This is a genomic window from Haloarchaeobius iranensis, from assembly GCF_900103505.1.
Taxonomy (GTDB): domain Archaea; phylum Halobacteriota; class Halobacteria; order Halobacteriales; family Natrialbaceae; genus Haloarchaeobius; species Haloarchaeobius iranensis.
In genome coordinates this window covers 206,542-218,076 of the sequence record NZ_FNIA01000001.1, presented here as the reverse complement: position 1 = coordinate 218,076, position 11,535 = coordinate 206,542, and the positions used below count along the sequence as shown (strand labels likewise).

Sequence of the window (11,535 nt, the reverse complement as noted above, 5' to 3'; positions counted from 1 at the left end):
CACATGGTTTCGCACGAAACCACGTGTTCCTCGTCATCACGTACTCGACCGCGGCGCGGACGACGCTCCGGAACGTCTGTCGGGCGCACGAGGACGCGGTCGTGCGACAGTTCGGGCGCGCGGCGCTGTTCGACCGGACCGAGTTCGGCGCGTTCTGTGCGCTGCGGCTCCGGGCGAAACACGGCGGGGAGGTCCAGGTCGAGCGGACCCGCCCGCTGAACGAGTTCGAGGCGACCTACGAGCGCGTCCGTGCGGCGGCCGAGGCGTACGAGGAGCGGGACTCGCCGTACACGCCGTACGAGCGGTTCGCGACCGGCACCGACCACCCATCACCGGGCGAGATGCGGGCACGGGAGCTGTGAAGGTCCGCTACGGCGCGTGGTCCGCGACGGGGACGGCGGTCGACCTCCGGAAGCGTGGGCTCACCGCCGAGACGGTGCTGCGGGCGGTCCGGGCCGACGGCGCGGTCGGCACCGGGACCAGCACGCAGGACCGCGGGCCGACGCTCCGCATCGAGTGTCCGGCGCCCGGGCCGGTCCACGAATCCCTGGGTGTCGTCGGAAGCGGTGGGGCGGTGTGTACGCGGTCGGCGCTGGCCACGGTGGCACGGCAGCGGGGGCTGACACCACCGCAGGCCGACCGTATCGAGGCGCTGGAACGGGAGCTGGCGGCGGTCGGCACGGACGACGGTGCCGCGGACGAGCGCCAGCGGGCACGCAAGCGCGTGTCGGAGGTCGGCACCAGAGAGGCAGCGCTCCGCGAGCGCGTCGCGTCGCTGCGGGGCGCGCTACGCGAGCGACGCGAACTCGGCGAGCCGACCGGGGCGCTGGAACGGGAGTTGCGCGAGGCGGCACGCGAGCTGACCGAGGTGGAGACCGACCGCATCGCCGCCGAGGAGGCGCTGGCGGCGGCCCGGCGTGCGGCCCGGGACGCCAGGGACGCGCGGGAGCGACGGCTCGCCATCGAGGACGACCTGGCGAACGCCCGGCGGGCGGCGCGGGCGTGGCTCGTGACGCGGGTCGAAGACGAGTTCGTGGAGGCGCTGGCGGCGATGCCGGGCCCGGCGGTACCGGGCGAGACGCCGGGCACGTACGAGGGTGACGCCGTGACTGCGGCGCTGGCGGTCGTCGGGGTCGCCGACGTGGCCGCACCGGTCGTGCTGTCGTGCGAGCGGTTCCCGTCGGCGGGGGCGGCCGCGGCGGCACTCGACGCGCCGGTTCTCACGGTTTAAGCCCGAACACGGAGCCAGACGGGGTATGGTCGAACTCGACGTGCAGACGGAACGACGCGACTGCGTGACGTTCGTGGCGGCGACGGTCCGCAACGACGGGCGGACTGGGCGACGGGTGACGCTGCGGACGGGACTCGACCCGGTGTGGCCGCCGCGTCGACAGGGCGTGCCGGCGGCGGGCTGGAGCGGGGATAGGGTCACGCTGACCGTGGCGGCGGGCCGGGAACGCGGGGTCGGCTTCGCGACGCCTGCGGCTCCCGACGAGCCGGTGCTGACCGTCGTGGAGGCGGTCGCGGTGGCCGGCGACGAGGAGTGCAGGGAGCCGACGCCCGAGCACGTGGTCCGCGCGCTCGGCGACCCGACGCCGCCGGCGGATGCGGTGCCGGTCCTGGGGACGGATGCAGCGACGACGGAGGAGGAGCCGCGATGAGGGTCGCCGTGACGGGCGGGAAGGGCGGGGTCGGCAAGTCGACGGTCGCGTACAACCTCGGCGCGGTGACGGACGCGGTCGTCGTCGACGGCGACCTCGGGATGGCCGACCTGCCCGGTAGCGCGGGCCCGGACCTCCACGACGTGCTCGCGGACCGGGCCGACCCGGTCGAGGCCGTCCGGGAGGGCGGTCCCGTCGACATGCTGCCGTGTGGGCGGTCGCTCGCCGGCGCGCGGGCCGCGAACGTCCGTGGGCTGGTCGACGCCGTGCGGTCCGTCGAGCGCGCCTACGGCGACGTGGTCGTGGACTGCCCGGCCGGGCTCGCGGCCGACGCCGGGATGCCGCTGCTCGCGGCAGACCGGACGGTGCTGGTCGCGCTGCCGGACGCGTTCGCGCTCCCCGACGCCCTGCGGACGCGAGCGCTGGCCCGGGAACTCGACGCCGGGCTGGCACAGGTCGTGCTGAACCGGACGGGGACGAACCCGCCGCGGGCGGCCGTCGAACGCGCGCTCGGCGCACCGGTGACGACAGTCCCCGAGTCCGACCCGCTCGCCCGGGCGACCGCGACGGGGCAACCGGTGACGGCGACGGCCCCCGATTCGGCGGCCGCCGAGGCGTTCCACGCGCTCGCGGCGGCGATCACTCCTCCCCGTCGCGGAGCGCGTAGAACCCGGCGCGGACGGTGACCGAGGACACGTCGGCCACGTCGGCGGCCTGGGCCTGCGTGAGGTCGCGCTCCTGCTCCCGTGCGGCGAGGTAGAGACACGCCGCGGCGAAGCCCCCGGGGTTCCGGCCCGCCGCGGTGCCGTCCTCGACCGCGTCGCCGGCGAGGTCGCGGGCGCGGGACTCGACGGCTGGCGGGAGGTCGAGCTCGGTGGCGTAGCGTGCGAGGTACTCGCGGGGGTCGATCGGCCCGGTCGGCAGGCCGAGCTCGCGATTGAGGGCGTCGTAGGCGGCCTTCAGCTCGGCGGCGGTCGCGCGGGCTGGGTCCGTCACCTCGTCGATGGTGCGCGAGATGTTCTGCACGCGGCAGACGGCGTACACCGTCGCGGCGGCGAACCCTTCCAGCGAGCGGCCCTGGAGGAGGTCCTCGTTCTGGGCGGACTCGAACAGTGCACAGGCCTGGTCGCGGACGTGCGTCGGGAGCGACAGCGCGCCGACGACGCGGCGAACCTCGGTGAAGGCGTACACCTTGTTGCGGTCGCGCTTGGAACCGGTTCGGGCGCGGTTGTGCTGGCGGCGCATCCGGGCGACCGAGCGACGCTTGCGACCGGTCAGCCGTGTCGTCTCGCCGCGCCCGTAGCCGATTTCGGTCGAGAGCCCGCGGTCGTGCCGGGAGCGCGTGAGCGGCGCACCGGTGCGTTTCCCCGACGCCTCGCCGTCGGTGCTCGACCGCCACTCCGGACCGCGGTCGATTCGGTCGGCCCCCACGACCAGACCGCACTCGCTGCAGACCGTCTCGTCGCGCTCGCGCTGGAGGTGGCCGCTACATTCGGGACAGCTCGTCTGAGCCTTGCTCATACCTGAAGGTTCGTCCCGACGGGTTATTTAAACGGGGCTGGTCGGCGGATGGAAGCGGGTGGAACGGGGGCTCGAACCTAACGGTGACCGGTAGGTTCGGGCCGTCGTCGTCTGGCGGCGTCGGCGCTCGACCCGTGCCTTTTATTCAGTCACGGCCGAAGCGATAGCTATGGGGCTGGCGGACATCGCCGAGGGACTGTGTGTGACGACGGAGCAGCGCGACCGCGGCGTCGCCCTCGCCGACGAGACCGCGGGCGACCTGCCCGACCGGCTGGCCGGCTACGCCGACGACCTGCCGTGTCCGGTTGAGACCGCGGCGGCAGTCGTGGACGCCTACGTCGGTGGGAGCGCGGTCGACGCGGCCGGACACGAGGCCGGGGTCGCGCCGACGACGGCCGCGAAGGTGCTCCACCTACTCGGACTCGAGGGCGTCTCTCCGGTCTCGCCGCAGGGCCGCGAGCTGGTGCGTGACTGGCTCGCCGGCGAACTGTCGCGAGCCGACGCGCGGGCGCTCAGCGGCGCGAGCGAACGCGAGTTCGCGCTGGCGGCGTTCGTCGAGAGTCACGAGCCACTGCCCGGTGCGGAGGACGTGGTCGCGGACGCCTTCTCGCGGTCGGACGACGCGTCGGTCGCGAAGCGAGACGCCCTCGCGGAGACGATGAGCGGTGCGGACGACTTCCTCTGAGCGGTTCAGACGCCGGCGGGCGTCTCGACACCAGCGTCGTCGAACACCTGGTACATCACGGCCTGTGAGCTGTAGTTGAGCGCGGTGAACAGCCCGCCGACGACCGAGTAGCCGAGCAGGAACTCGGGGCCGGGGACGGTCGCCGAGACGGTCGAGGAGCCGACCGCGGTGTACCGGAGCACCATCGCGGACTGGGAGACCAGCTCCTGGTTCTCCGCGGAGAACGAGAAGGCCCCACCGGACTCGACGACGCCCGGGAACGGGATGCCGAAGGCGTACGCGATGAGGAGCGCGGCGAGCACCGAGAGCAGCCCGGTGACGAGCTGGACGCCCAACACGGTCACGACGTTGCCCCCGGCGCGGTCCCAGCTCCGGCGCACCGCGTCGGTGGCGGTCTCGCCGTCGATGAACGCGGCGGGGAGCGCGAGGTGGAGGCGCAGCACCAGGTACAGCACCGGAAGCAGGATACCGACGATGCCGACGACGACGGCGAGCACCAGCAACGGCGGGAAGACGAAGCCCGCGAGCGCAACGATGGCGAGGGCCATGACGCCGGCGAGGACGGCCGAGACGACGATGATGGCGACGATGACCGTCGCGCCGATGGCCGAGAGGGTGCGTCGGAGATAGCTGCGGTCGGTTGCGGGCGTTCCAACGAGCGCCTGATGGGTCAGTACGACTGCGAGGCCGCCGACGACCGTGGAGGCGACGTTCGAGACGTAGGGGACGAACCCCAGTGCCACCACCGCGACGCCGGCGAGGAGGATGCGTGGGTCGGCCGAGAGGGCGTCGGCCGCACGCGAGAGCACGCCGACGGTCCCGACGTCGGACGTGCGAGCGGGTTCTACTGCCATACGGGAACAGATATGTAACTTACTGTAAAGTTTTTTCGTCTCTCAGAACGAGAGGCGGGTTCGGAGCCCCTCCCGCGGGAACTCCACGTCGAGTTCGGTCTCGAAGACGGCCTCGGCGGCGGTCGCGACGCTGCGGGCGAACGGTCCCGTCGCATCCTCGACACAGACCGGGGCGTCGGTGACCCCGCGGACGTCGCTCTCCGGGACGGTGACGTCCGCCGATTCGACCGGGGTCGAGTCCCGCGTCGCCGGTGCCGCAGCCCGGTTCGCGACGACGCGGTGTGGCTCGACGCCGAGGTCGGCGAGCCGGTCCCGGGTTCGGGCGAGCGTGTCCACGCCGCGCTTCGAAGACGGGACGACGCAGGCGACGGTGTCGGTCGCGCTGACCGCCGCGATGGAGGGGTTGTCTGCCACCGGTGGCGTGTCCACGAGGACGTGGTCGTAGGCGACGGTCGCGTCGCGGAGTTCCTGACCGAAGCGTTCGGCTTCCTCGCCCGACTTCGCCCGGGCGAGGCGCTCGAACGGCGCGTGGGTGGGACAGACGCTCACGTCGCCGGACGTGTCAACCTGCAGGTCCACCATCGCGCCCTCCGGCGTCACCGCCTCGTCGGTGAGCAGCCGCGTCAGGTCCGCGTCGATACGTCCGTGGACGTACTGGCTGAGCCCCTGCGTGGCGAACGCCGCGTCGAACACCGCCACGTCCCGGCCGTCGCGCGCCAGCGTCGTCGCCAGCTCGACCGTCAGCCTGGTCGCACCCGCGCCGCCGGTGACGCCCATCACGGCCGCCGACCGGTCCTGTTCGAACATACAAATTACTCTCTCGGTTTCCCGTAAAAAATATCCGAATCGCCCCGGTCATTCGAGTGCGGTCCCGATAGCGTCGGCGATGTCGTCGAGCTCGTCGTCGCTCACGTCGGTCGGCCCGTCGAACAGCGCGTGGATCGGGCCGTAGCCGTCGCCCTCGTAGCGCGGTACGACGTGGTAGTGCACGTGGGGCACCTCCTGGCCGGCCGCCTCGCCGTTGTTGCACGCCACCGTCGTCGCGTCGGCGTCCATCCCTGACTCCACCGCGGGCGCGACCTCGTGGACTGCCGCCGCGAGCGCCGCGCTCTCCTCGGCCGGGAGGTCGCCGAGCGTCTCGTGGTGGTTTTTCGGGATGACCAGCGTGTGCCCCGGTGCGAGCGGGTTCACGTCCAGGAACGCGAACGCGTGCTCGTCCTCGTAGACGGTGCGGCTCGGGATGTCGCCCGCGACGATCTGACAGAAGATGCAGTCCTCCATACGTGTGGAGTCTGCTGGATTCGTCAAGAAGGTTTCCCGCGTAGCTGCTCTGTCGGGGTGTCTGTATGCCCCAAACCCCTTCGTTTCGGGTGGGGCGGCATATTACCTGGTGTGCTACTGGTCTGCAACTGGTCGTACCCAGTCGGTACCAGCTGGAGAGTCACGGAGCCAGTCTTCTACGGTTCCGAACCCGTCCAACTCACCGTTCACCCTGCTTTTTCGTGTGCTAATCGTCCCATCACACCGTCGGCACTCGGTAGCTGGTCACCACGGCGGCGGAGGTTGGTTGGAAGGGTGGCGCAGGTCGGAACCAGCCAGCGGGAGGCCGAGAGAGGACTAGCCTTCGGACATGTCCGTTACTGCCATTCCGATTCCGTAGGTCAGTGAGACTAACGCGACACCGAATACGAGGAGCCACAGTACAAGGATGAGGTCGAACGGAACCGTTATGACCTCCTCCGGGGGGAGGCGCCGAACTGCGATCTGATCTGGAACGATTGGGCGGTAGACCAGTTGAATAACCATCAGAACGAGTCCGGTGGTGGCACCGAACGCGATCGTCCACCAACTCCCGCCATCGTAGGGGGTCCGTCGGAGGATCCTGAAATAGTCGATCATGAGCGTCACTCCGACGGCGTACAGGAGACAGACGGTGATGGATACCACAGAATACTCCAGTAACAGAAGATGAGAGGTCAGGCCGATACATATCCCGACACTCCCACCAACGAGTGCTGCTCGCTTCGTAGGCGGGTTTCGACTCGCCCGCTTCGATGCTGAAGACGGAGTGGAGTGGAGCGATCGGTCGGAGTCCATCTGATTCTCACCAGCTATCGACGGGAAATCAGTGTGGGGGATATCGTTTCACCGTATACAGATACGAACTCTGCGAGGCCCTCGCCGTGGGCCCTGTAAGTCCAGCTGCCGACTGGACACGCCCCCTCCGCACGACTCTGCCACGAACTACCCACAGGAAAAGACCCATATCCGCCACGGCCGAGGCTTCGACAATGACAGACGCGCTGTCCGAACTCGACTTCGGCGACGACGGCCTGGTCCCGGTCGTCGCGCAGGACGTCGATACCGAGGCGGTGTTGATGCTCGCCTACGCGAACGAGGAGGCGGTCGAACGGACCGTCGAGACCGGGCGAGCACACTACTACTCCCGGTCGCGCGACGAGCTGTGGGAGAAGGGCGCGACGAGCGGGCACACGCAGGCCGTCGAGTCGGTCCGGCTGGACTGCGACGGCGACGCCCTCCTCTACCGCGTCCACCAGGACGGTGGCGCGTGCCACACGGGGTTCCGGTCGTGCTTCCACCGGACCGTCGAGGGCGAGACGGTCGGCGAACAGGTGTTCGACCCCGACGACGTGTATGAGTGACGCCATCGAGCGCCTGCGGACGGCGCGCGAGCGGGTCGAGGCGGCCGAGGCGGCAGTCGAGCGCCACGCCCGGGATCAGCTCGAGGCCGTCGAGTCGGCACACCGCACGGCGATGGAGCTGCTGGACCGCTACGAGGACACGGCGACCGGGACGGGTGACTTCCAGTCGTTCGTCACGTTCCAGGACGAGTTCACGACGACGGTCGAGGGCCTGGACGACGACCTGCCGCGCCGGGACGCCTTCGAGGAGGCGCTCGACGCGGTGGACCAGCGCCGGCTCTCCGAGTCCGACTTCGCGGCGGCCCGGGCGGCACTCCAGCCCGCGTCGGAGCTGGTGGGCCTGCTCGACGAGGAACGTGAGGCCCGTGCGGAGCTCCGGGAGGCCGAGCGCGAGGCGAAGCGGCGGCTACAGGACATCGAGGATGCCATCGCGGAGCGCGAGCGGCTGGTCGAGCTCGGCGAGGCGGACCTGGACGCACCGGTCGAGCGGCTCAGGGACCCCATCGCGGCGTTCAACGAGGCGGTCGTCGCCGCGTTCGCCGACTACCGGACCGAGGTGAGCGCGCGCGAGCTGCTGGAGTTCGCGGCGAGCGCGGCGCACTACCCGCTCGTGGACGTCCAGCAACCGCCCGCGGACCTCGTCGAGTACGTCGAGTCCCACGAGGCGGGCACGGAGACGGTGCCGCGGCTGCTCGAACTGGCTGACTACTCGCCGTCGAAGCTGGACCACTACGTCGACGACGCCACCGCGCTGAAGCGGGCGGTGGCGACCCGCCAGACCTACCTCGACCGGCTCGACGGGTCGTCGCTCCAGCTCGACTGGCCGCCCGGGCCCGCGGCGGCGCTGCGCCGGCGCTGCGAGGAGCGCATTCCCCTGGTCTCGCGGGTCGCCGACGAGGAGGTGGTCGCGATGCTGCGGACGGTGCGCGAGCTGACCTGGGACGACGAGTACGAGCGACTACGGACGGCGGCGGTCGCGCTGGACGAGCTCGACGACGAGGGGCGCGAGCGGCTGGCCTCCGGCTCCGTCGCGGACGAGCTGGCGGACCTGCGGGAGGAACGAGAGACGTTGCAGGCGGCGCTCTAGGCGGACTCCCTGGCGTCGATGAGCGCCTCGTACATCCCGTCGACGAGCTCGTCCGCGCGGGTGGCGTCGTGCGCCTCGGCGTAGACGCGCACCAGCGGCTCCGTGCCCGAGGGACGGGCGAGCACCCACGCGTCGCCGTAGTCGAGCCGGAAGCCGTCCTTCGTGTCGAGGTCGGCGTCGGCGGTCGCGGCGCGCTCCTCGGCGGCGGCGAGCATCGCGGTGCGTTCCGCCTCGCGGTCGTACTCGACGTTCCGGCGGACGTTGTGGTAGCCGCCGTAGGGCGCGACGACCTCGCTGACGGGCGCCTCGGCGAGCAGTTCGAGGAAGCGCGCGGCGGTGTAGGCCCCGTCGCGGGCGATGTGGTAGTCGGGGAAGAAGATACCCCCGTTGCCCTCGCCGGCGAGCGGGACGTGCTCCCCTGCGGCGAGCAGTTCGCGGACGCGGGTGATGATGTTCGTCGAGCCGATGGGCGTCAGCTCGAGTCTCGCACCGGTCTCCTCGACCACGTCGACGAGACGCTGGGAGACGTTCACCGCGGAGACGGTGACGTCTTCGGGCCCGAGTTCGGCGGCGGCGAGCGCGGCGAGCGTGGCGTCGCCCTCGACGTACTCGCCGGTCTCGTCGTAGAAGATGGCGCGGTCGGCGTCGCCGTCGTGTGCGATGCCCACGTCGGCGTCGGTCGCGCGGACGAGGTCGCCCAGGTCGCCGAGGTTCTCCGGGACGGGTTCGGGGTCGCGCCCGGGGAAGTGGCCGTCCGGCTGTGCGTTGACCGTGACGACGCGGCAGCCCAGCCGCCGGAAGAACTCGGGCGAGGTGAGCGCGCCGGCGCCGTGGCCGGGGTCGAGCGCGACCGTCAGCTCCGCCTCGGCGATGCTCTCCCGGTCGACCGTAGCGAGCAGGCGGTCGACGTAGCGGTCCGCGGCGTCCTCGACGCGCGTGCTCCGGCCGACCTCGTCCCACGTCGCCGGCTCGAACCGCTCGCCGAGGAAGATGTCCTCGACGCGCTCGAGGTCGGAGACGGCGAGCTCGACGCCGTCGTCGCCGACGAGTTTGACGCCGTTGTACTCCGCCGGGTTGTGGCTGGCCGTGATCATCATCGCCGGTACGCCCTCGCGCTCGGCGTATGCCTGTGTGCCCGGTGTCGGCACACGGCCGAGACGCTCCACGTCGACCCCGACGCTCGTGAGCCCGGCCGCGGCCGCGTCGGCGAGCATCTCGCCCGTTGCCCGTGTGTCCCGCGCGATGGCGACCCGGTCGGCACCCCACGCCGTGCCGGCCGCCTTGGCTACGCGGAGGACGAACGTCGGCGTCAGCGCCTCGTTGGCGACGCCGCGTGTCCCGCTGGAACCGAATACCTTCATTCGGGTAGGTGTGGGTGTGGCGGCGTCAAATGGATTCCGAAGCTGTGGCGGGGAGTCGTCTCCAGACCCCTGGCTCGAACCGCACTTTTATTTCGTATCGGGAACCATCGTTCGATTGGAATGACAGTGCTCTCCACCGAAGACGAAGGGAAGTACCTCATGGACATCGAAGGCGAGCAGATCGGCATCGTGACCGAGGTCGACGCCGAGGCCCAGGTCGCCTACGTCGAGCCCGAGGCGGGCATCTCCGAGGCGCTCGTCCAGAGCTTCGGCTTCGGCGACGCCGACGAGGACGACATCGAGGTCCACGCGGACGCCGTCGAGACCGTTACCGACACCGAACTGCGCGTCGCGACCGACCTCTGAGTCGGGGGTCCCCGCTCACACGCCGACCGCATCGTTTTCGACCCCGGCCCACCCACGTCCGGGCATGAGCGCCGAGAAGGACATCAGTCTCGACGAGAAGCGGGTCTACGACGGCGACGAGCGGAAGGCGACGCTGTACGTGGCCTCGGGCGTCGGCTGCGTCGCGGTCGACGTGGTCGACGAGCGTGTCGGCGGGTTCGAGCTCGTGGCGCGCGGGACGGCCCGGGACGTGGCAGCCGGCGGTGGCGTGGTAGCGGTGGCGACCGACGACGACGTGCTCGTCGGCCGGGTCGGCACCCACGAGGAGGAGACGCACGTCGGCGAGTTCGCGACGACGGGCCACGGCGAGGCGGTCGCCGTCTCCGTGGCCGACACCGGCGCGGACGGGCCAGCGGTTCTCGCGGCGGCTCCGGACGACGGCGTCTCCCGGCTCGGGGTCGGTGGCGGCGATGTCGACGAGGACGACTGGACGGACTGCGGCAGCGTCGAGAGCGAGGTCCGGGCGCTCTCGGGCGACCTCTGTGCCGCCGTCGACGGCGTCTACCGCGTCGGCAGCGAGCTCACGCACGTCGGCCTGGACGACGCCCGCGACGTGAGTGCGGTCGGAGCGCCACGCGCTGCGACCGGCGACGGGCTCTACCGGCTCGGCAACGGCTGGCTGGACGAACTCTCGGGCCTCGCGACCGTGGTCGAGAGCGACGGCGGCGAGACGGGTGCCGCGGACGCCGACGAACCCGAGCGCGCCCACGCCGTCGTCGACGGCGAGTTCGTCGCGCTCTCCGGGGACGGGTGGGTGGCCTACCCGGACCAGCCCGACGGCACGGTCGTCGGGGTCGCCCACGACCGGACGACGTACCTCGTGACCGCCGAGGGACGGGTGTTCGCGGCGGCCGACGACGGCTGGCGCGGGCAGTCGCTCGGGGTCCCCGACGTGGCGGGTGTTGCGGCTGTCGGGCCGCGTTGAGGGTGAGGATTGATTCGGGCCGCGAGCCTCAGAGTTTACAATAATTGTAAACTTTTTACCACCGGCGCGCGGCTGGCGAACGTGCCGAGCCTGCGAGGCCGTTCGCCTCTCTCGTGCGAGGGATGAGCGAGGGAGTGGGAGACGCGAGCGCCAGCGAGCGTCTCCACGCGGAACGGCGAGCGAAGCGAGCCGTGGAGCACTGCGACCGAGCGAAGAGGCTGGGGAGGCGTGAGGTACGGTGCGGTCGCGGGGCGGGACTGAAAGGGGCGGCTGTCTCGACGACAGCGGCTGACGCAAGCACCGCAGGTACGAGGAGCGCAGCGAAGCCCCCGAGTCGAGACAGCCGGGGCTTTCTGGCCGTTCGAAACCGCTC

The 11,535-nt window shown here is 71.2% G+C and carries 15 protein-coding genes; 9 read left to right on the top strand and 6 right to left on the bottom strand.

What is annotated here, in order from left to right:
- Positions 1-23 precede the first annotated feature (23 nt).
- Genes BLT27_RS01000 through BLT27_RS00985 form a run of 4 tightly spaced genes read left to right on the top strand, consistent with a single transcriptional unit; the run spans position 24 to position 2,347 of the window.
- On the top strand, positions 24-362 hold the full coding sequence (locus BLT27_RS01000) for a DUF7855 family protein (protein WP_089731165.1): 339 nt from the start codon (positions 24-26) through the stop codon (positions 360-362).
- Complete coding sequence (locus tag BLT27_RS00995) at positions 359-1,231, top strand: DUF7856 family protein (RefSeq protein WP_089731164.1); 873 nt, start codon at positions 359-361, stop codon at positions 1,229-1,231. Before BLT27_RS01000 ends, BLT27_RS00995 begins: the two co-directional genes overlap by 4 nt.
- A 25-nt stretch (positions 1,232-1,256) precedes the next feature.
- On the top strand, positions 1,257-1,661 hold the full coding sequence (locus tag BLT27_RS00990; RefSeq protein WP_089731163.1) for a DUF7857 domain-containing protein: 405 nt from the start codon (positions 1,257-1,259) through the stop codon (positions 1,659-1,661).
- On the top strand, positions 1,658-2,347 hold the full coding sequence (locus tag BLT27_RS00985) for a nucleotide-binding protein (RefSeq protein ID WP_089731162.1): 690 nt from the start codon (positions 1,658-1,660) through the stop codon (positions 2,345-2,347). Before BLT27_RS00990 ends, BLT27_RS00985 begins: the two co-directional genes overlap by 4 nt.
- Here BLT27_RS00985 and BLT27_RS00980 read toward each other — a convergent pair.
- On the bottom strand, positions 2,301-3,182 hold the full coding sequence (locus BLT27_RS00980; RefSeq protein WP_089731161.1) for a transcription initiation factor IIB: 882 nt from the start codon (positions 3,180-3,182) through the stop codon (positions 2,301-2,303). The two genes, BLT27_RS00985 and BLT27_RS00980, sit on opposite strands and share 47 nt — an antisense overlap.
- 169 nt (positions 3,183-3,351) lie before the next feature.
- Between BLT27_RS00980 and BLT27_RS00975 the strand changes: the two genes are divergently transcribed.
- Complete coding sequence (locus BLT27_RS00975) at positions 3,352-3,867, top strand: DUF7858 family protein (protein WP_089731160.1); 516 nt, start codon at positions 3,352-3,354, stop codon at positions 3,865-3,867.
- 5 nt (positions 3,868-3,872) lie between these two features.
- On the opposite strand, the gene BLT27_RS00970 is transcribed toward BLT27_RS00975, so the two are convergent.
- From BLT27_RS00970 to BLT27_RS00955, 4 genes are all read right to left on the bottom strand, one after another.
- Positions 3,873-4,721, bottom strand: coding sequence for a glycerophosphoryl diester phosphodiesterase membrane domain-containing protein (locus tag BLT27_RS00970; RefSeq protein WP_089731159.1), 849 nt, complete (start codon positions 4,719-4,721; stop codon positions 3,873-3,875).
- Between the two features lie 42 nt (positions 4,722-4,763).
- Positions 4,764-5,528, bottom strand: a complete 765-nt coding sequence (locus BLT27_RS00965; RefSeq protein WP_089731158.1) for a ParA family protein — start codon at positions 5,526-5,528, stop codon at positions 4,764-4,766.
- 48 nt (positions 5,529-5,576) lie between these two features.
- Positions 5,577-6,002 (bottom strand): HIT family protein, encoded by a 426-nt coding sequence (locus tag BLT27_RS00960; protein WP_089731157.1) that lies wholly within the window; start codon positions 6,000-6,002, stop codon positions 5,577-5,579.
- A 336-nt stretch (positions 6,003-6,338) separates the two neighbouring features.
- Positions 6,339-6,818, bottom strand: coding sequence for a hypothetical protein (locus BLT27_RS00955; RefSeq protein ID WP_175526329.1), 480 nt, complete (start codon positions 6,816-6,818; stop codon positions 6,339-6,341).
- Between the two features lie 194 nt (positions 6,819-7,012).
- Here BLT27_RS00955 and hisI point away from each other — a divergent pair, with 194 nt between their 5' ends.
- Positions 7,013-7,384 (top strand): phosphoribosyl-AMP cyclohydrolase, encoded by a 372-nt coding sequence (gene hisI / locus BLT27_RS00950; protein WP_089731155.1) that lies wholly within the window; start codon positions 7,013-7,015, stop codon positions 7,382-7,384.
- Positions 7,377-8,471, top strand: coding sequence for a DUF7118 family protein (locus BLT27_RS00945; RefSeq protein ID WP_089731154.1), 1,095 nt, complete (start codon positions 7,377-7,379; stop codon positions 8,469-8,471). The genes hisI and BLT27_RS00945 overlap by 8 nt, the downstream gene beginning before the upstream one ends.
- Here the strand turns inward: BLT27_RS00945 and glmM are convergent.
- On the bottom strand, positions 8,468-9,832 hold the full coding sequence (gene glmM, locus BLT27_RS00940) for a phosphoglucosamine mutase (protein ID WP_089731153.1): 1,365 nt from the start codon (positions 9,830-9,832) through the stop codon (positions 8,468-8,470). The two genes, BLT27_RS00945 and glmM, sit on opposite strands and share 4 nt — an antisense overlap.
- A 120-nt stretch (positions 9,833-9,952) precedes the next feature.
- Here glmM and BLT27_RS00935 point away from each other — a divergent pair, with 120 nt between their 5' ends.
- Complete coding sequence (locus BLT27_RS00935) at positions 9,953-10,198, top strand: hypothetical protein (protein WP_089731152.1); 246 nt, start codon at positions 9,953-9,955, stop codon at positions 10,196-10,198.
- A 64-nt stretch (positions 10,199-10,262) separates the two neighbouring features.
- The gene (locus tag BLT27_RS00930; protein ID WP_089731151.1) at positions 10,263-11,162 is read left to right on the top strand and encodes an HVO_0234 family beta-propeller protein; all 900 of its coding nucleotides are present in this window, start codon (positions 10,263-10,265) and stop codon (positions 11,160-11,162) included.
- Positions 11,163-11,535 lie beyond the last annotated feature (373 nt).